Raw genomic sequence first — 20,573 nt, 5'->3', positions numbered from 1 at the left:
AGAGAGGATTTGTATTAATGATTTTAATTACGGGGATAACTGGACATTCTGGAAAGTACTTTTTAGAAGAATTGAAAAATAATCAATACAAAGGACCTATACGTTGTATTGTACGAGATAAAAAAGAAACAGAGTTATTTAAAAGAACTGGACTAAATATTGATGTAAAAATTGGAGATTTAACTGATTTAGATTTTGTGACACAAGCGATGCAAGGAGTCGAAACAGTTATACATATAGCATCTATTTTCTTTTCGAGAATTGTAATGGAAGCTGCTATAAAAAATCAAGTCAAAAGAGCCATTTTTGTTCATACAACAGGGATATATTCGAAATACAAGTCAGCATCTGAAGAATATCAATCTATTGAAAGTGATATTCAAGAGATGATTAAGAAAAATGATTCAGACATTCAATTAACTTATCTACGACCTACTATGATATATGGTTATTTAAATGATCGAAATATGATTGTATTCATTAAAATGGTTGATAAATTAAGATTGTTTCCAATTATCAGCGGAGGGAAAAATCTTTTACAACCTGTTCACGGAAGAGACTTAGGCAGAGCATATTATCAAGTCTTAATGAGCCAACATGTGAAGACAGGCGATTTTATCTTGTCTGGAGAGCGAGCAATCACTATGAAAGAGATGTTTGTTCTAATCAGCGGCTTCTTAAACAAAAAAACGCACTTTATTCATGTACCAATGTTCTTAGCGGTCTTTGGAGCAAAACTGATTAAACTGTTCAGTATAGATAAAATTGATTATGTTGAAAAAGTATTAAGAATGGGTGAAGATCGACATTTTGATCATGAAAAAGCAAAAGAAGCATTTGGATATCAACCTATGCCTTTTGCAAAAGGCCTTGAGGGTGAAGTGAAAGAATACTTAATGAGTAAAAAATAGCGAGTGTGTGATGATGAAAATCTTAGTTGTTTGTCAATACTATTATCCAGAGCCATTTAGAGTTACTGATATCTGTGAAAGTTTAGTTCAAAAGGGACATGAGGTGACTGTATTAACGGGACTACCGAATTATCCTGAAGGTGTGGTACTTGAACCTTATAAGAAGGGACAAAAACGACAAGAAACATTAAATGGTGTTGAGATTATTCGAACTCATGAAATCGGTAGAGGCAAAGGAAGTGCAAGATTATTCATGAACTATTTGAGTTTTGCGCTTTCAGGAACAGTGAAAGCTCTAAAATTAAAAGATTCATACGATGTGGTTTTAGTCAATCAGCTTTCTCCAGTATTCATGGGAATTCCAGCGCTATTCTATAAGAAAAAGCATCATAAAAAAATTTTGTTTTATTGCTTAGATCTTTGGCCTGCAAGTTTGTCTGCTGGCGGTATCAAAGAATCCTCAATTATTTATAAAATCTTTAAGAAGATATCTCGATGGATTTACCAGTCAGCAGATGAACTTTTGATAACATCAAAGTCATTTGAACAATATTTTGATGAAGAACTACAATTGACTAATGTGCCTAAGAGCTACTTGCCACAATATGCAGAAGATCTTTTTGAAGAGGTTAAATCGACAAAAGAAAATACTAACCATTTTAATTTTGTGTTTGCTGGTAATATTGGTGATATGCAAAGCGTGGAAACAATTATAAAGGCTGCGAATGAATTGAAGGCAGTTGAACACATTAAAATTCATGTTGTAGGAGATGGCTCAAAATTAGCCTCTTGTAAAGAACTCGCGTTAAATTATCAACTCAACAACGTCATCTTCCACGGAAGAAAGCCTGTTGAAGCGATGCGTGAATACTACGAAATGGCGGATGCCATGTTGATTACATTGCGTAAAGATAAGTTCCTATCCTATACATTACCCGGGAAAGTTCAATCCTATATGGCAGCTGGAAAGCCGATTATTGGCGCGATTGATGGCGAAACAAGTCGCGTGATAAAAGATGCAGAATGCGGCCTTGTGTGTGATGCGGAAGATTATCAAACACTGGCAAACTACATTTTAGAATTTTCAAATTTGAAATCGTATGATCATTATGCGAGACAATCAAAACAATATTATCAAACTCAATTTAGTAAAGAGAGTTTTATGAACCTATTAGAAAATAAATTGATTGATCTGAAGGAGAATTCACATGTTTAAAAACAAAACCCTACTCATAACAGGTGGTACTGGATCGTTTGGCAATGCAGTGATGAAGCGATTTTTAGATACAGATATCAAAGAAGTGCGCATTTTTTCAAGAGATGAAAAAAAGCAAGATGATATGAGAAAGCTTTACAATAATGACAAGCTTAAATTTTACATAGGTGATGTCAGAGACCTTTCAAGTGTGAAAAATGCCATGTACGGAGTGGATTATGTTTTTCATGCAGCTGCGCTTAAGCAAGTGCCTTCATGTGAATTTTTCCCTATGGAAGCGGTAAAAACGAACATTATTGGTACTGATAATGTATTGACAGCATCCATTGAGATGGGTGTTAAAAAAGTGATATGTTTATCCACAGATAAAGCAGCTTATCCGATTAATGCCATGGGCATATCGAAAGCTATGATGGAAAAGGTATTTGTATCAAAAGCTAAGACGATTGCACCTGAGCATACTTTGATTTGTGGAACGCGCTATGGAAACGTTATGGCATCTAGAGGATCGGTGATTCCACTCTTTATTGACCAAATCAAAAGCAGCAAACCGCTGACAATTACCGATCCAAACATGACGCGTTTTCTCATGAGTTTGGATGAAGCAGTTGAGCTTGTGATCTTTGCATATGAGCATGCAGAAGCAGGCGATATCATGGTTCAAAAATCACCAGCATCTACCATTGCAGACCTCGCAACTGCTGTTAAAGAACTATTTGGCGTAGACAATGAAATCAAAATCATCGGAACACGACATGGCGAAAAGTTATACGAAACATTGTTAACCAAAGAAGAGTACTTAGTTGCAAAAGATATGGGCGGTTTTTATAGAGTGCCTGCTGATAAACGCGATCTTAATTATGATAAATACTTTGTTGAAGGGGATCAAAACCTAACAACTGAAGAAGAATATAATTCTCATAACACAGAAAGGCTCAATGTAGAGCAGATTAAAGAAAAATTGTTACAGCTTGATTATGTAAGAGAAGAGCTTGAAAACTGGAGAAAAGCATGAAGATTTTAGTCACTGGATCCAATGGATTTATCGGTAAAAATTTAATCTCTGAGTTAAATCATCAAAATTGTCACGAAATTATGGCATTTGACCAAGAAACAGATCCAAGCTTACTAGACACATATTGTGAACAAGCAGAGTTTGTATTTCATCTAGCAGGAGTGAATCGTCCGGAAAAAACAGAAGATTTTATGACAGGAAATTTTGGTTTTACATCAACTTTGTTGGAAGGACTAAAACAACATCACAATACCTGTCCTGTGATGATTTCATCGTCGATTCAAGCAGCTCTTGATAATCCATATGGAGAAAGCAAGCGAGCGGGTGAAGAATTGATATTTACGTATGGTCAAACAACTGGTGCACGTATACTTGTGTATCGATTCCCAAATGTCTTTGGCAAATGGTGTCGACCAAATTACAACAGTGCCGTGGCGACTTTTTGTCATAATATTGCACGTGACTTGCCAATACAGGTCAATGATCCCAATGTAGTTATGAATCTCGTGTATATAGATGATGTGGTATCCGAACTGTTAAATGCACTTGAAGGTAAAGAGAGACGATGTTTAGAATTCTGCGAAGTTGAGACGACTCATGTGGTGAAGCTTGGGGAGATTGTGAATCTTTTACAAAGTTTTAAAGCGAGTCGATCGGACCGCATGATTCCGGATATGTCTGATGCGTTTGTAAAAAAGCTTTATAGTACGTATTTAAGCTACCTTCCAAAAGAAGCGTTTTGTTATGAGCTTAAGATGAATTGTGACCACAGAGGCTCTTTTACCGAATTTATTAAAACACCAGATCGTGGTCAAGTGTCTGTGAATATTTCGAAACCTGGAATCACGAAAGGAAATCATTGGCATCATACAAAAAACGAAAAGTTTTTAGTGGTCAGTGGACAAGGCGTGATTCGCTTTAGAAAAATGGATGAAGATGAAGTTATCGAGTATTATGTATCAGGTGACAAACTTGAAGTAGTAGATATCCCAGTTGGTTATACGCATAATATTGAAAATTTGGGATTAACCGATATGGTGACGATTATGTGGGCCAATGAAGCTTTTGATCCCAACAAACCAGATACGTATTTCTTGGAGGTTTAATTATGAAAAAGCTAAAAGTGATGACGGTAGTGGGGACGAGACCAGAAATTATCAGATTGTCTGCTGTCATCAATAAACTAGATGCATCAGAAGCTGTGGAACATATATTGGTACATACAGGTCAAAATTATGACTATGAACTGAATGAAGTGTTTTTTAATGATTTTCATTTGAAAAAGCCAGATTATTTCTTAAACGCTGCAACAGGAACCGCGGTTGAGACAATTGGAAATATTTTAGTGAAAATTGATCCGATTTTAGAGGAAGTTAAACCGGATGCATTTCTCGTCTTGGGAGATACAAACAGTTGCCTTTGCGCTATTGCAGCGAAGAGACGTCATATCCCAATTTTCCATATGGAAGCAGGTAATCGTTGCTTTGATCAACGTGTGCCAGAAGAAACAAATCGCAAAATCGTGGATCATACATCCGATATCAACTTAACCTATAGTGATATCGCGAGAGAATACTTACTTCGCGAGGGATTGCCTGCAGATCGAATCATCAAGACGGGAAGTCCGATGTATGAAGTGATTCATTCGAGACTGGCTGATATTGAAAAATCAGATGTTTTAGAGAGATTAGAGCTGAAAGAAAATGAGTACTTCGTCGTTTCAGCACATAGAGAAGAAAATATCAATTCAGAAATCAATTTTCTGAACCTCGTTGAAAGTTTAAATGAAGTAGCCGAAACGTTTAAGCTTCCTATTATCATCAGTACACATCCTAGAACACGTAAAATGATTGAAGCGCATGGCGTAACATTCCATCAATTGATACAAGCGCTTAAACCACTTGGTTTTAATGACTATGTAAAACTTCAAAAGCACGCAAAAGCAGTGTTGAGTGATAGTGGCACCATCAGTGAAGAGTCGTCTATTTTGGGTTTCAAAGCACTGAATATTCGTGAAGCACACGAACGTCCTGAAGCGATGGAAGAGACATCTGTCATGATGGTGGGTTTACAAAAAGAGCGTATTTTACAGGGACTTAAAGTGCTTGAAACACAAGAAATTGGAACGCTGAGACACGTAGCAGATTATAGCATGCCCAATGTATCGGATAAAGTCGTGAGAATCATTTTGTCGTACACAGATTATGTAAATCGTACGGTTTGGAGAAAATAGAGAGTCAAAGTGAAGTTTGACGTGATTGAGGAGAAAAATATGAGTAAACGTGAATATCAAATGTGTTCAAACTGTGTGATGGATACAACTGATAGTAAAATAGTGTTTGATGAAAAAGGTGTTTGTGATTATTGTAATAGTTATCACACGGACATCTTAACAGACTGGAAGCCAAATTTTGATGATTTTGAGGAGCTTGAAAAAATTGCAGCTCAAATTAGAAAAGATGGAGAAGGAAAACCGTATGATTGTATTTTAGGGTTAAGTGGCGGAACGGACAGTTCATATTTGGCATATATTGCGAAAGAAAAGATGGGACTAAGACCACTCGTCTATACTGTTGATACGGGTTGGAATTTAAATGTTGCTGTTGAAAATATCGAACGATTAGTCAAAGCGCTTGATTTGGACCTATACACTGAAGTTGTTAAATGGGATGAGATGAGAGATTTACAACTAGCGTTCTTTAAAGCGCAGGTCCCTTACCAAGATTTACCTCAAGATCATGTTATATTTGCGGGGCTATATAACTATGCTGTAAAAAACAATATTAAGTATGTTTTGTCAGGATCTAATATTGCAACAGAATGTGTAAGACCACCGATTGAATGGGTACATCTAAATGATTTAAAAATGATTAAAGACATTCATCATAGATTTGGAAGCGTGAAACTAAAAACGATGCCACTTTGTAGTATGTTTAAGTATCGACTGTATTATGCTTATATTAAAGGCATGAAACGCGTTGCTCCATTAGATTTAATTCATTATGATAAAGATGCAGCAGAGAAGATTTTGAAAGAAAAATTTGGATGGGAAAAATATGAAAATAAGCATTATGAAAATATTTTTACTCGTTTTTATGAAGGCTATTACTTACCACATAAATTCGGATATGACAAACGTAAATGTTATTTTTCAAATTTAGTACTTACTGGCCAAATGACTAGAGATGAAGCTATAGCGAAATTAAATGAGACCCCATATGATGAAAAAATCATGCAAGAAGATAAAGAATACATTGCTAAGAAATTAGGAATTTCAGTAAATGATTTTAATCAGATGATTGAAGGCGAAAATAAAACATACAAAGATTATAAAAATTCGTTGGGATTAATTGAGTTTTCAATCAAAATGGCAAAAAAATTAGGTGTAGAAAAACGAAATTTCCGTTAAAAATAGAGGTGTCTAGTGATAGGTGTAATTGATTATGGCATAGGGAACGTGGGTTCCATTGTAAACATGCTTAAGAAGATCGGAGCAGAAGCAAAACTCATAAGTACTGTTGACGAAATCGCATGCATGGATAAGCTGATATTACCTGGTGTTGGGTCATTTGACGCTGGGATGAAGAAGCTGAGAGAAAAAGGTCTTGAAGAAGCGATTATTCAACATGCGAAGGTAAACAAGAAACCTTTAGCTGGAATTTGCCTTGGAATGCAAATGCTTGGAAGATGTAGTGAAGAAGGTGTTGAAATTGGACTTAATCTTATCCCTTTTGAATGTAAAAAATTTAATTTTCAAGAGCGAAAAGATCTTAAAGTGCCTCATATGGGATGGGATATCGTGGAAATGTCAGATGTGAATAATCCAGTGGTAAGAGGCCTTGAAGGCGTTCAGAGATATTACTTTGTGCATTCGTATTATGCTGTTTGTGACTCATCTATGTATGAACTTATGTCGTGTGATTATGGATTTGAATTTTCTGCAGCTGTTCATTTTGAAAACATCTATGGTTTTCAATTTCACCCTGAAAAAAGTCACAAGTTCGGTATGGCTTTATTAGAGAATTTTGCAAGAGGTGTATAACATGTTTCAACGACCAAGAATTATACCGTGCCTCACCATGATTGATAGAGGATTAGTAAAGACCACACAATTTAAAAAGCCTAGATATCTGGGAGACCCAGTCAATTCAGTCAAAATTTTTAACGGCAAGGGTGTGGATGAACTTTGTATTTTAGACATTCGAGCGACAGCAAATGGTAAATCGCCAGATTTTGAGTATCTTAAAGATATTGCTAGTGAAGCTTTTATGCCGCTAAGTTATGGTGGTGGGATTACAAAATTATCAGAAATTGAAAAGTTATTCTACATTGGATACGAGAAAGTTATTATTAATACGGCGTTAATAGAAGGACCTGAGTTGATAAAAGAGGCTGCACAGTTTGCAGGTAATCAAAGTATTGTCGCATCAATTGATGTTAAAACGGATTTGTTTGGACGACGACATGTTTATACACGTTCTGGCGAAATGAAGGCAAAATATTCACCAATTGAACTTGCAAAGTTTGCAGAATCGTTAGGAGCGGGTGAAATCCTTTTAAACTCCATCTCAAATGACGGCATGATGAAAGGATACGATTTGGATCTCATCAAAGAAATATCGCATGCAGTAGAAATCCCAGTTGTTGCATGTGGCGGTGCAAAAGATGCCGCGGATCTTAAATTAGCTTTAGATGCAGGTGCACATGGCGTTGCAGCAGGTAGTATGTTTGTCTATTATGGGAAGCAGAAAGCAGTTTTGATTAATATGCCTGAAGAGAAGGAGCTTAGTTATTTAGAAATATATAAATAAAAATGGAGGATTTTGATGATTATAGAATATTATTTTTCGAAATTAATGAAAAAATTGAGATTACGTTCTATTCTAAATTCAAAGATTCACAAGACTTCTGGGGTAGCATCAGGGACACAAGTTATTAATTCAAGCATGGGAAAATGCTCATTTTGTGGATATGATTGTTCAATTGTTAATACTGATATAGGATCATTTTGTTCAATTGCATGTAATTGCGAAATTGGTGGTGCATCTCATACTCTTGATTGGTTATCTACGTCGCCTGTTTTTAACAAGCATAAAGAACAAATAAAAACTAAGTATTCGTATCATGATTATAATCCGTTATCGGGTCGAACTACTATTGGTAATGATGTCTGGATTGGAGCGAAGGTTTTAATTAAATCAGGCGTTACAGTGGGGCATGGTGCTGTAATTGGAATGGGAAGTGTAGTGACTAAAGATGTACCTCCTTATGAAATTTGGGCAGGTAATCCAGCAAAGTTTATTAGAAAAAGATTTGATGATGATACAATAAATGATTTGCTACAAATAAAATGGTGGGATTTTGAGGATGGAAAATTGAAGAAGCATGCCGTATATAGCAATCAAGTATCTGCATTTATTGAGTCTGTTAAAAATGAAAAGTAGGAAAATATGAGTAAATATGAGATCAAAGAATTAATTGACAGTGCGATGTATGGCACATTTAATCTATTGTCACAAGTTAAATTTAATATAAGTGAAGATAAAAAACGAGTAAAAAATAACATTAAGTTTAAAGATTTGCACAAAGGACAGCGATGTTTTATTTTAGGAACAGGACCTTCGTTAAGAGAAATTGATTTATCGATGTTAAAGAACGAAATTGTATTTGGTGTCAATTATTTGTATAAAGGAAATATCCCAAGTGATTTGAATATTAATTATTATTGCTTATATGATGAACATTTTTATGATGAATCTCATATCATAGAAACAAAAGAAATGTTTAATAAACTAAATAACACCATTTTTTTTGTTAGGACAAATGCAAGCAAAGTAATTGATATGAATAATATGCAAAAAGGTAATATTTATTTTCAATCATGTAAGTTGTTTCAACATAAGGACTTAATTCGAGTTGATTTAACAAAAAATGTTACAGCTCCTTATAATGTGATACTTGGTTGCATTCAAACTGCAATTTATATGGGCTTTAGCGAAATTTATTTGTTGGGAAGCGATTTCAATTCTTTCGCAAATATTAAGATTGAACATTATTATGACGATTCGTTAGAAACATCCCCTGTGAGAGAAAATAGCATTGGTTATGAAATGAAATATTATGCGATGGTTGCCTATCATCATTATGCATTAGACAAGTTTTCCAGAGATAATGGAATTAGAATTTACAATGCTACTAAGAATAGTTTGTTAGATGCATACGAAAGAAAAAATTTGGAAGATGTATTACAGAAAAAATGAATAAGCGATGAAAGTGTGGTATTAAATGATTTTTTTTAGCTTTTTCTTAGTGTTTTTATTCTATTTTAATTTTATATATGTAGCAAACTGTATTTACTATATGGTGTTTTTAGTAAGTATAATCAAAGCAAAAGGCAAAATCAAATTCATCCATAATAGTCGTGCTATTTTGTTTATGTTTTTGTTTTTAACTTGGGTTACAATTACAACATTTTCATATGCAATTTATTCAAATAAAATGGATATGAGAACAGTAACGCAATTTATTTTTACTTTTCAATATATTATTCTAGTATTATCGCTCAATGTTAATTATGATCATTTAAAGAATTGGATATATCGTTTCTCGGTATTGATGTCATTTCTGATTATTGGTGTCGCTTTATATGAGATGATTCGCATGAATAGATATTCGCTATCTATATTGTTTCGAAACGATTTAGCGTATCAATTATTTCCAGGTTGGCCAAATTCGATACCCATACCACTTTTATTTTCATTACTTATTTCTTTGAAAAATAAGAAACCTTTAGTTTTTAGTATATCGATTATGTTAGGGTTGATATTAACAACTTCAAGGGGAGCTTATTTAGGCGTTTTGCTTATTTTAGTATATTACTTTTATAGTAATGTAAAAAATAAAAGAAAATTTATTTTAATATCTATTGGATTTGTACTCATTTCGACTACTTTTGTGAGTAGTTGGCTTGCAAGTCATCCTTATGAGGCTTCAAAATTATTTAGATCTTCAGATAGAGTTGATATTTTCATAACTTCAATGGAGTATATTAATTTAAATCCAGTTGTAGGTTATGGTGGTAATACAATTGAACAACTTGGACACATTAAAATTAACTATAAGACGAAGCTCATCATTCCACACACTCATAATTGGGTATTGGAAACTATTTTGAGATATGGAATAGTAGGATTTGTGTTATTTAGCGCAATGTTAATTGCGATATATAGATCAATTAAAGATAAAGACTGTAGATTTTTATTTTTTCTTTACGTTTTCTTAGCACTCTTTCAAACGTTTATGAGAGATTTTGTGTTTATTTTTATGTTGACAATAATGTCAAGTAATCGAATTAGAATATTAAATAAACAAAGTGAGGATTAATCTATGAAAAAAATATTAGTTACTGGAGCGGATGGCTTCATTGGAAGTCATTTAACTGAAGAACTCGTTAGACAAGGACACAAGGTAAAAGCCTTTGCATATTATAATTCATTTAATACTTGGGGGTGGTTAGATACACTTCCAAAAGAAATTATGAAAGAAGTTGAGGTTTTTACTGGTGATGTAAGAGATCCAAATGGTGTTAGAGAAGCGATGAAAAGTATGGATGAAGTGTTTCATTTAGCAGCTCTCATAGCTATTCCATTTAGTTACCATTCACCAGACACTTACGTCGATACGAATATCAAAGGAACTTTAAATGTTCTTCAAGCGGCTAAAGATTTAGAACTGTCTAGATTATTAGTAACGTCGACATCAGAAGTATATGGAACGGCTCAATATGTTCCAATTGACGAAAAACATCCATTTCAGGGACAGTCTCCATATTCAGCTACAAAAATAGGTGCTGATAGACTTGCAGAATCTTTTTATCGTAGTTTCAATATGCCAATCACCATTGTTAGACCTTTTAACACTTATGGTCCAAGACAATCTGCTAGAGCTGTAATACCTACCATTATTACTCAGTTGTTAGCAGGTAAAACTGAAATAGAGTTAGGTTCATTAACGCCAACACGAGACTTTAATTATGTTAAAGATACAGTAAATGGTTTTATTGAGATTGCTAAGTCTTCCAGAACAATTGGTGAGGAAATCAACATTGCTACTCAACAAGAAGTGTCTATCGGTCAATTAGCTGAGGAATTGATTAAACAAATTAATCCAAATGCAAGAATTATCTGTGATGAACAAAGACTAAGACCAGAAAAAAGCGAAGTAAATAGACTTCTTGGATCAAATGAAAAAATAATGAGGCTAACAGATTGGAAGCCAAATTACACTTTCGAACAAGGTATCGCTGAAACGATTGAGTTCTTTAAGTCCAATTTGGAAAAATATAAAACAGATATATATAACATTTAATGTGTGGAGGTGATTTGAATGTCTCAAAAATTTATTCCTTTATCAGTACCAAATTTAAAAGGTAAAGAGCTTGAATACGTAACGCATGCTGTTGAAACTGAATGGGTTTCAACTGGTGGACCATATGTGAGTGACTTTGAAAAGAAAATTGCGGAATATGCGAAATGTAAGGGAGCTGTATCCTGTCAAAATGGAACATCAGGTATTCATATGTCTTTGATGCTTTGCGATGTAACTCAAAACGATGAAGTGATTGTACCAACATTGACTTTTATTGCGGCAATTAATCCAATTAAGTATATTGGTGCTGAACCGATTTTTATGGATTGCGACGATTCACTCACCATGGATACTGTTAAACTTCGTCATTTTTGTCAAAATCAATGTATATTTGAAAATGGAAAGTTAATCAATAAAGCAACTAAAAAACAGATTAAAGCGATTTTAGTAGTACATGTTTTTGGAAATATGGCTAACATGGAAGAGATTATGTCGATTGCTAAGCATTATAATTTGAAGGTTATTGAAGATGCTACAGAGGCTATTGGCACCTATTATGTAGATGGTATGTATGCTGGAAAACATGCAGGTACAATTGGTGATGTTGGTATATATTCGTTTAATGGAAATAAAATTATTACAACTGGCGGTGGTGGTATGATTGTTTCCAATAATGAAGATTTACTAAAACGCGCGAAACATTTAACGACTCAAGCTAAAAGTGATGAACTCTATTTTACACACGATGAAATTGGATATAATTACCGGATGACGAATCTACAAGCAGCATTAGGACTGGCACAATTAGAGCAATTGGAAGATTTTATTGAAACTAAGAAAAAAAATTATGAGTATTACAAGGCGGAATTTGATGCGGTTGATGGACTAAAAATTCTAGACTTTGGTAAAAATATCCGACCAAATTATTGGTTTTATGCATTATATGTTGAGAAACCCTATGTATTAGATCGAGATCAAATGATTCAATTTTTAGCGACAAAAAAGATTCAAGCTCGACCTATTTGGGGACTGATCAGTGAGCAAAAGCCATATGTAGGAAGTCAAACCTATCAGATTGAAGAAGCAAATCGCTATTTACAAAGAGTAGTCAATATTCCTTGTAGCACAAATCTTACTTTAGAGGATGCAAAATACGTTGTTGAGTGTTTAAAAAACCCTGAGGTGTGATGATGGATATAACCGAATTCTTAATAGATGAAGAAACCACAATGATTGATGCAATGAGTCAGTTAGATCAGGTGGCAAAAAAAGTGCTCTTTGTTGAAAAAAACGAAAGATTTGTTGCAGCAATAACCGATGGTGATATTAGAAGATGGATTTTGCGAAAGGGAAATTTAGATGCGAAAGTTAAGGACATTGCGAACTACAGTCCTAAGTATATTTTCGAGTCCGAAAAGACTAAAGCCAGACAGTTTATGCGAGATCATTCAATTGAGGCTTTGCCAATTCTAAATGACGCTTGTAAGATAATCTCTATCATTTTGTGGAATGATGAAGAAATTTATAGTAAAAGTGATATTAATTTACCTGTGGTTATTATGGCAGGTGGGTTGGGAACACGGCTTTACCCGTATACAAAAATTTTGCCCAAACCATTAATACCAATTGGTGAAATTCCTATTGTTGAACACATAATGAATCGGTTTAATAGATATGGTAGTAATGATTTCTATCTAATTATAAATCATAAAAAAAACATGATCAAAGCGTACTTTAATGAGATTGAAAAAGCCTATCAAGTTAACTATATCGATGAAGATATTCCACTTGGGACAGGTGGTGGACTCAGCTTGTTAAAGGGAAAAATTGATTCTACATTTATTTTGACTAATTGTGATATCCTCATTGAAGAGGATTATGAAAAAATATACAACTATCATAAAAAAGAAAATAATTTGATTACAATGGTATGCTCGCTAAAAAACATTAAGATCCCTTATGGCGTAATTGAAATTAGCGAGACTGGTGAAATTGAAAGTATGAAAGAAAAGCCCGAGCTTTCTTTTTTTACTAACACTGGAATGTACATTGTCGAACCAATTGTTATTGAAGAGCTTAAAAACAATGAGAAGATTGGTTTTCCAGATATCATTGAACGTTATCGATTAAATGGATGCAAGGTTGGTGTTTATCCCATTAGTGAGAATAGTTGGATGGACATGGGTCAAATTGATGAAATGGAAGAAATGAGAAGACGATTAGAAAGCGAATGATAGGATGGCTGAAAAAATGAAAAAAAGAGTGTTAGTATATCCCTGTGGAACAGAAATTGGGCTTGAAATATTTCGAGCTGTTGAACATTCCATTCACTTTGAATTAGTGGGTGGATCAAGTTCGTATGATCATGGTCGATTTGTATATTCACAGCATATAGATAATTTACCTTTTATAACAGATTCAAGTGATGCAGAAGAAATCATTAGATTTGATGAGATGATAAGGGATCAAAATATTGATTTCATTTATCCTGCAATGGATGGTATTATTTACAAGTTTTCAGAATTTAGACATCTTCTAAAACCAATCGTAATTGCCCCAGATTTTAATACCGCAAGTATTACAAGATCAAAGAGTAAAACCTACGATTTGTTAAAAAGTGCGATGAATATTCCGAGGTGTTATCATTTTGATGATATGAACTTAGAGTTCCCATTGTTCATAAAACCGGATGTAGGACAAGGTTCTGTAAACACCAAACGTGTTAATAATCAGGAAGATTTGAATCGATTTTGTATGGACATGGATCCTAGTGGTATGCTTTTACTTGAATATTTGCCTGGTGAAGAATATACCGTTGACTGTTTTACAAATAACGACGGAAAATTAATTTATGCTGGTGGTAGAACGAGGAAAAGAGTTAAGGGCGGAATCAGTGTAAATGCAATAGGCGAAAAAAATCCAGAACTTTTAAGATTAGCAGAAATCATCAATTCAAAGTTGAATCAAAAAGGTGGATGGTTTTTTCAAGTTAAAAAAAATATAGACGGCGATTTTTCATTGCTTGAAGTTGCGTCTCGAATCGCCGGAACTTCTTCCTATACAAGGAATTTAGGCATTAATTTGCCTTTGTTAACGCTACACTTATTTAATGGAAATCATATAGATCAAGTCTTAGTAAATGAATATGAAATAGAACTTGATAGAGCGCTTTACAATCGATTTGTAAGCAATATTAAATATGATAAAGTCTTTATTGACTTCGATGATACAATTATAGTAAATGGAAATGTTAACTTGCAAATGATCATGTTTATATATCAATGTATAAATGAACAAATTCCTATAATATTAATCACACGTCATGCAGGAGATTTGGAAGAAAATCTCCGCAAATTTCATTTACAAGGAGTTTTTGATCAAGTTATTCATATTGGTAGTGATGATGAAAAATACTTGTACATTGATACGCCTCAATCCATTTTTATTGATGACTCATATGGCGAAAGAGCGAAAGTAAAAAAACATACTGGAATCCATGTATTTGATACTCATATGATGGAGTGTTTAATTAAGAAATAATGATCAAGGAGAAACTTATGAGCCCCAAAACATTAATTATAGCAGAAGCTGGCGTTAATCATAACGGTAGTATGGATTTAGCATATAAAATGATACTAGCAGCAAAAGATGCTGGTGCAGACATTATCAAATTTCAAACATTTAAAGCGGAAAATGTCATGTCAAAGTTTGCGGAAAAAGCTGAGTATCAAAAAGAAAGTACAGGAAATCAAGAAACACAATTAGAAATGGTAAAAAAATTAGAATTATCTTTTGAGGAGTTTATTACGCTTAAGAAGTATTGCGATCAAGTAGGCGTTTGTTTTATGTCTACTCCATTTGACCATGACAGTATCGATTTTTTATCGAGTTTAGATATGGATACGTGGAAAATTCCATCTGGAGAAATTACAAATTTACCTTATTTAATCAAAATAGCAAAATTGCAAAAGAAAGTTATTCTATCAACTGGCATGAGTACAATAGAAGAAGTTAGAGAAGCGGTTAATATTTTGACAAAATATGGTACAAATGATATTACGTTGCTACATTGTACGACTGAATATCCGACACCTTTTAGCGATGTCAATTTGATGGCAATGAAAACACTAGAAAATGAGTTTAAATTAAAGGTAGGATATTCTGACCATACAAGGGGAATTGAAGTTCCTATTGCAGCAGTTGCATTAGGTGCAACTGTTATTGAAAAACATTTCACTTTAGATCAAAACATGGAAGGACCAGATCATCAAGCAAGTTTAGAGCCACACGAGTTGAAAAAAATGGTAGATTCTATTCGAAATATTGAATTAGCCTTAGGTGATGGCATTAAAAAACCTGCAGAATCAGAAATAAAGAATATTGTGATTGCTCGTAAAAGTATTATCGCAAAAAGAGATATTTTACCAGGAGAGGTTTTTACTGAGGATAATATTACTGTTAAGAGGCCAGGTTCAGGGATAACGCCTATGAAATGGTTTGATATAATCGGAATGACAGCGAAAAAAGAGTTTAAAGAAGATGAATTGATAGAGATATAGTTCGACAGTTTTTAATATGAATCGAGTTTAAAGTGAGGAACGTAATGAATGATCATAATAATAAAGTGACAATTGTAATGTATCATTATGTAAGAGATTTAGTTAATTCAAGATATCCTGAAATAAAAGGACTTGATATTAATTTGTTTAAAGAGCAGCTTCTGTTTTTACAAAAGCATTATAATTTTATCAAGATGGAAGATGTAATTGAGTCGGTATGGAACGATGAGCCACTTCCTCCAAAATCGGTACTATTAACTTTTGACGATGCATACAAAGATCATTACAATTACGTATTTCCTTTGCTAGATGAGATGGGAATACAAGGAAGTTTTTATCCACCGGTAAAAGCGATCGCTGAAAATTCAGTGTTGGATGTGAATAAAATACATTATATTTTAGCATCAGAGCACGATAAAAACAAAATCATTCTAGATATATATAAACTCTTAGATAACTATAGATTGGATTTTAAGCTAGAGAAAAATGAAATATACTTCAATAAGTTAGCAAAAGAGAGTCGATTTGATTCAAAGGAAGTTGTTTTTATAAAACGTTTGTTACAGTCGGAGTTACAAGAGGAACTAAGACATTTAATTACCAATCAACTTTTTGATAAGTATATTGGCATGGATGAGAAAAGTTTTAGCCGCGAATTATATATGGATGAAGATCAATTAAGGTGCATGTTGAGAAACGGCATGCATATTGGTTCGCATAGTTATAATCATTACTGGTTAGAAACATTAAGTTATGAAAAACAAGAAGAACAAATCACTAAATCATTAGAGTTTCTGACAAAATTAGGGGTTAGTAAAAGTCTATGGACTATGTGCTACCCATATGGTTCCTACAATGATGATACAATCAAAATATTAGAAAAAAACAAATGTAAGCTTGCGTTATCAACTCGTGTAGGTGTTGCAAATTTATCAGTAGACCATAAATTTAAAATGCCTAGATTGGATACAAATGATTTGCCTAAAAATAGACATGAAATACCTAATGTTTGGTATACAACTTAATGAAGTATAACCGTTCAATGCGTTTAATTGTAAAAGAAAGTTGATGATTTATGAAAAAAATATGCATTTTAACAGCGACTCGTGCTGAATATGGATTGTTAAAACCCATAATTAAGAAATTAATTGAAATGGCAGAATTTGATGTAAGAATTGTTGCGTCTGGTGCACATTTATCTCCAGAGTTTGGTTTAACATACAAAGAAATAGAAAACGATGGATTTGTAATTGATGAGAAAATTGAGATTTTATTGAGTTCTGATACTACATCTTCAATTTCAAAATCGATGGGACTAGCTATGATTAGTTTTGCAAGTTATTTTGATCGACTTAAACCAGATTTATTAATTGTTTTAGGGGATCGTTATGAAACGCTTGCGGTTGCAAATGTTGCCATGATTCAAAATATCCCTATTGCACATTTATATGGTGGAGAAACAACAGAAGGTGCTATTGATGAGTCGATTCGTCATGCAATTACTAAGCTTAGTTTTTTACATTTTACAAGTACAGAATCTTATCGAAAACGCGTCATTCAATTAGGTGAACATCCGGATAGAGTTTTTAATGTTGGCGCGATTGGCATTGAAAATATACTGAGAGAAACACTATATTCTAAAGAAGAATTGAGTAAAGACTTAGGGGTGGACTTAAGTCTTCCTTATGCTGTCGTTACTTTTCACCCTGTCACACTTGAAAATAATAGTTCAGAGCGACAAATTATGGAATTGTTAGAAGTGTGCAAAGAAAATTCTCATCTGAATTTTATTATTACAAAAGCAAATGCAGATGCTGACGGACGTATTATTAATCGCCTGATAGAACAATATGCACGAGATAATGATCATATACATGATTTTACATCATTAGGGATGAGACGGTATTTAAGCAGTTTGAAATACTGCTCATTTGTTGCAGGAAACTCATCAAGTGGCTTAGTTGAAGCGCCTTCTTTTGGAATTCCTACAATTAATATTGGTGACAGGCAAAAAGGAAGAATACAAGCATCAAGTATAGTAAATTGCGAACCGACAAGAGATTCAATTAATAATGCATTTAAACAGGTTTTGTCTGATGAATTTATATCAGTTGCTAAGCAGACACAAAATCCGTATGGAGATGGAAATACTTCAGATAAAATTGTTGATATTTTAAAACGAAATTTGATCAATAGTAAAATTGATTTGAAGAAAAAATTTTATGATATTGAGGTATGACAAATGAAGAATCTAGCAATAATCCCTGCTCGATCTGGATCGAAAGGATTAAAAGATAAAAATATCAAAGAGTTAAACGGGAAACCTTTACTTGCATATTCAATATTAGCGGCTAAAGCATCTAATTTATTCGATGAAATTATTGTCTCTACTGATTCAGTTTTGTATGCAGAAATTGCGAAACAATGGGGTGCAAGTGTACCTTTTTTGAGATCGAATGAGTTGTCGAGTGATACTGCTTCTTCTTGGGACGTTGTTAGAGAAATTATTGTGAGATTAAACGAGTCAGGAAAAAATTATGATACGGTCGCATTGTTACAGCCTACATCTCCTTTACGAACAGTGGAAAATATTGTACAAGGTTATCAATTGTTTGAAAGAAAAAATGCGAAATCAGTTATTGGTGTATGTGAAGTAGATCATTCACCTCTTTGGTCGAATACACTATCAGAAGATTTATCTTTAGAAAGATTTATTAGACCTGAAGTAAATGGACTACAGAGACAAGAAATTCCAACATATTATAGGATAAATGGTGCTCTCTATATTGTAGATACAGCATTTATTTTACAAACTAAGGATATCTTTAGTGAAAGAAGTTTTGCGTATATTATGGAAAAGCATCAATCGATTGATATTGATGATGAGTTTGATTTTGTTATCGCAAATGCATTGATGAAAGGTTAGTATTAGCTTATTCTGACTTATCTTTAATCACTCAAAAACTAGAAAGAAGTTGAATATGAAGAAATTTACAATTATTGTAATGATTGCAACAATTGCATCAAAATTTTTAGGATTTTTTAGAGAACTTAGTTTATCAAGTATGTATGGAGCATCAAATATTAGTGATGCCTACCTTGTTGCTATTTCAATCCCAACAGTCGTTTTTGGATTTCTCTCAATGGGTATTTCTGCAGGGTATATTCCTTTAAGCAATACTGTTATTAATAAAGAAGGCGACGTTAAATCACATCAATTTACAAGTAATGTAATTAATATTTTGATGATTATTTGTACGATTATGATTGCAATAGTATTGATTTTCACAAAACAAATTGTACTTGTCTTTGCCTCTGGATTTGACGGAGAGACGTTAAGAATTGCAGTCCAATTTACACGAATAGCTGTTTTTTCAATTTATTTTTTTGCTCTTGTTTCCGTTTTTTCTGGTTTTCTACAAATCCGAGATAATTTTTTAATTCCTGCAATTATAGGAATTCCATATAATCTAATTTTAATTGGATCTATTTTGGTTAGTAAAAGTTCAAACGAAATCATTTTATCTTACGGTTTTGTTATTGCTACAATATCGCAACTTTTTCTTCTATATCCATTTGTGTTGAAAAAAGGATATAGACATAAGCTAACAATTAAATTTAATGATCCTTATGTGATTGATATGTATAAAATGGTAACTCCGATTATGCTAGGAGTATCTGTTACTCAATTAAATCTATTAGTAGATAAGACGATAGCTTCAAGAATAGCTGTTGGAGGCATATCGGCACTTAATTATGCAAATACATTAATCAGTTTTGTTACAGGAATATTTGTCTTGTCTATTGTAGTCGTTTTTTATCCTAAAATCTCGAAATTGGCTGTTGAAAATGATAGCGAGGGATTAAATCGTGTACTAAAAGAATCAGTTTCGACTACTTTTCTGTTTGTTATTCCTTCTTCAGTAGGTTTTATTGTTTTTAGTAAAGAAATTATTCAACTTTTATTTGGAAGAGGTGTGTTTACTGATCAAGCAATTCAGTTAACTTCAGAAGCATTGGTATATTATTCAATTGGAATTGCTGCAATTGGACTAAGAGAAATACTTGTCAAAACACTATTTGCCCTCAATGATACAAAGACGCCAATGATTAATTCTATATATGGTGTAATCCTTAATGTCATATTGAACATCATTTTATCAGCTTACATGGGGATAAAAGGCTTGGCTGCTGCAACCTCTATTAGCACTATTTTTACTGCGACATTATTGTTTATTAAAGTGAGAAAAACGCTTTCATTTCAGCTCGCTAATTACTTTGAGGTTTTTACTAAAATCTTAGTTTCAAGTATTATAATGGGACTTGTCGGTCATGTTGTTTATAGAATGACAGTTTCAATCTGGAGTTACTATATTGCACTTGCTGTAGCAATAATTGTTTGTGTTATTGTTTATTTTTTAGTGCTAGGTATCTTAAATTTTGGAAAAATAAAAGAATTAAAGCAGTTATTAACTAAAAAACTAAAAAAATAGAATGGTTTTATG

20 protein-coding genes are annotated in these 20,573 nt (G+C 33.2%); all 20 read left to right on the top strand.

The features are described from left to right. The first annotated feature begins 17 nt into the window (after positions 1-17). Genes ACZ41W_RS10330 through murJ form a run of 20 tightly spaced genes read left to right on the top strand, consistent with a single transcriptional unit; the run spans position 18 to position 20,561 of the window. Complete coding sequence (locus ACZ41W_RS10330) at positions 18-911, top strand: SDR family oxidoreductase (protein WP_464311903.1); 894 nt, start codon at positions 18-20, stop codon at positions 909-911. 10 nt (positions 912-921) lie between these two features. Next, entirely contained in the window at positions 922-2,127 is a 1,206-nt protein-coding gene (locus tag ACZ41W_RS10325; protein ID WP_464311902.1) for a glycosyltransferase family 4 protein, read from the top strand. After that, on the top strand, positions 2,120-3,142 hold the full coding sequence (locus tag ACZ41W_RS10320) for a polysaccharide biosynthesis protein (protein WP_464311901.1): 1,023 nt from the start codon (positions 2,120-2,122) through the stop codon (positions 3,140-3,142). Before ACZ41W_RS10325 ends, ACZ41W_RS10320 begins: the two co-directional genes overlap by 8 nt. Continuing rightward, a complete protein-coding gene (locus tag ACZ41W_RS10315; protein ID WP_464311900.1) occupies positions 3,139-4,248 on the top strand; it encodes a capsular polysaccharide biosynthesis protein CapF in 1,110 nt (369 codons plus the stop codon). Before ACZ41W_RS10320 ends, ACZ41W_RS10315 begins: the two co-directional genes overlap by 4 nt. Positions 4,249-4,250: 2 nt before the next feature. Continuing rightward, positions 4,251-5,375, top strand: coding sequence for a non-hydrolyzing UDP-N-acetylglucosamine 2-epimerase (gene wecB, locus ACZ41W_RS10310; protein WP_464311899.1), 1,125 nt, complete (start codon positions 4,251-4,253; stop codon positions 5,373-5,375). Positions 5,376-5,414: 39 nt separating this feature from the next. Further along, a complete protein-coding gene (locus ACZ41W_RS10305) occupies positions 5,415-6,551 on the top strand; it encodes an N-acetyl sugar amidotransferase (RefSeq protein ID WP_464311898.1) in 1,137 nt (378 codons plus the stop codon). Positions 6,552-6,566: 15 nt separating this feature from the next. Then, positions 6,567-7,184, top strand: coding sequence for an imidazole glycerol phosphate synthase subunit HisH (gene hisH, locus ACZ41W_RS10300; RefSeq protein WP_464311897.1), 618 nt, complete (start codon positions 6,567-6,569; stop codon positions 7,182-7,184). Between the two features lies 1 nt (position 7,185). After that, a complete protein-coding gene (locus ACZ41W_RS10295; protein ID WP_464311896.1) occupies positions 7,186-7,953 on the top strand; it encodes an AglZ/HisF2 family acetamidino modification protein in 768 nt (255 codons plus the stop codon). 15 nt (positions 7,954-7,968) lie between these two features. Continuing rightward, complete coding sequence (locus ACZ41W_RS10290; RefSeq protein ID WP_464311895.1) at positions 7,969-8,586, top strand: CatB-related O-acetyltransferase; 618 nt, start codon at positions 7,969-7,971, stop codon at positions 8,584-8,586. 6 nt (positions 8,587-8,592) lie between these two features. Then, positions 8,593-9,402: a 6-hydroxymethylpterin diphosphokinase MptE-like protein gene (locus tag ACZ41W_RS10285; protein WP_464311894.1), complete on the top strand. Its 810-nt coding sequence runs from the start codon at positions 8,593-8,595 to the stop codon at positions 9,400-9,402. 25 nt (positions 9,403-9,427) lie between these two features. Further along, entirely contained in the window at positions 9,428-10,525 is a 1,098-nt protein-coding gene (locus ACZ41W_RS10280) for an O-antigen ligase family protein (protein ID WP_464311893.1), read from the top strand. A 3-nt stretch (positions 10,526-10,528) separates the two neighbouring features. Further along, positions 10,529-11,509 (top strand): NAD-dependent 4,6-dehydratase LegB, encoded by a 981-nt coding sequence (locus ACZ41W_RS10275; protein ID WP_464311892.1) that lies wholly within the window; start codon positions 10,529-10,531, stop codon positions 11,507-11,509. Positions 11,510-11,527: 18 nt separating this feature from the next. Further along, positions 11,528-12,697, top strand: a complete 1,170-nt coding sequence (locus ACZ41W_RS10270) for a LegC family aminotransferase (protein ID WP_464311891.1) — start codon at positions 11,528-11,530, stop codon at positions 12,695-12,697. Continuing rightward, positions 12,697-13,743, top strand: a complete 1,047-nt coding sequence (locus ACZ41W_RS10265) for a sugar phosphate nucleotidyltransferase (protein WP_464311890.1) — start codon at positions 12,697-12,699, stop codon at positions 13,741-13,743. Before ACZ41W_RS10270 ends, ACZ41W_RS10265 begins: the two co-directional genes overlap by 1 nt. Positions 13,744-13,759: 16 nt before the next feature. Then, positions 13,760-15,049: an ATP-grasp domain-containing protein gene (locus ACZ41W_RS10260; RefSeq protein WP_464311889.1), complete on the top strand. Its 1,290-nt coding sequence runs from the start codon at positions 13,760-13,762 to the stop codon at positions 15,047-15,049. A gap of 17 nt (positions 15,050-15,066) precedes the next feature. Next, entirely contained in the window at positions 15,067-16,068 is a 1,002-nt protein-coding gene (neuB, locus tag ACZ41W_RS10255; RefSeq protein WP_464311888.1) for an N-acetylneuraminate synthase, read from the top strand. A gap of 44 nt (positions 16,069-16,112) precedes the next feature. After that, the gene (locus ACZ41W_RS10250) at positions 16,113-17,093 is read left to right on the top strand and encodes a polysaccharide deacetylase family protein (RefSeq protein WP_464311887.1); all 981 of its coding nucleotides are present in this window, start codon (positions 16,113-16,115) and stop codon (positions 17,091-17,093) included. A gap of 50 nt (positions 17,094-17,143) precedes the next feature. Further along, positions 17,144-18,307, top strand: a complete 1,164-nt coding sequence (gene neuC, locus ACZ41W_RS10245) for a UDP-N-acetylglucosamine 2-epimerase (protein WP_464311886.1) — start codon at positions 17,144-17,146, stop codon at positions 18,305-18,307. 3 nt (positions 18,308-18,310) lie between these two features. After that, the gene (locus ACZ41W_RS10240; protein WP_464311885.1) at positions 18,311-18,994 is read left to right on the top strand and encodes an acylneuraminate cytidylyltransferase family protein; all 684 of its coding nucleotides are present in this window, start codon (positions 18,311-18,313) and stop codon (positions 18,992-18,994) included. A gap of 55 nt (positions 18,995-19,049) precedes the next feature. Beyond that, entirely contained in the window at positions 19,050-20,561 is a 1,512-nt protein-coding gene (gene murJ, locus ACZ41W_RS10235; RefSeq protein ID WP_464311884.1) for a murein biosynthesis integral membrane protein MurJ, read from the top strand. The last annotated feature ends 12 nt before the right edge of the window (positions 20,562-20,573 follow it).

It is taken from the genome of Fusibacter fontis (assembly GCF_055378735.1).
Note: the sequence above shows the minus strand (reverse complement) of the source record. Positions and strands in the feature narration are given on the sequence as shown.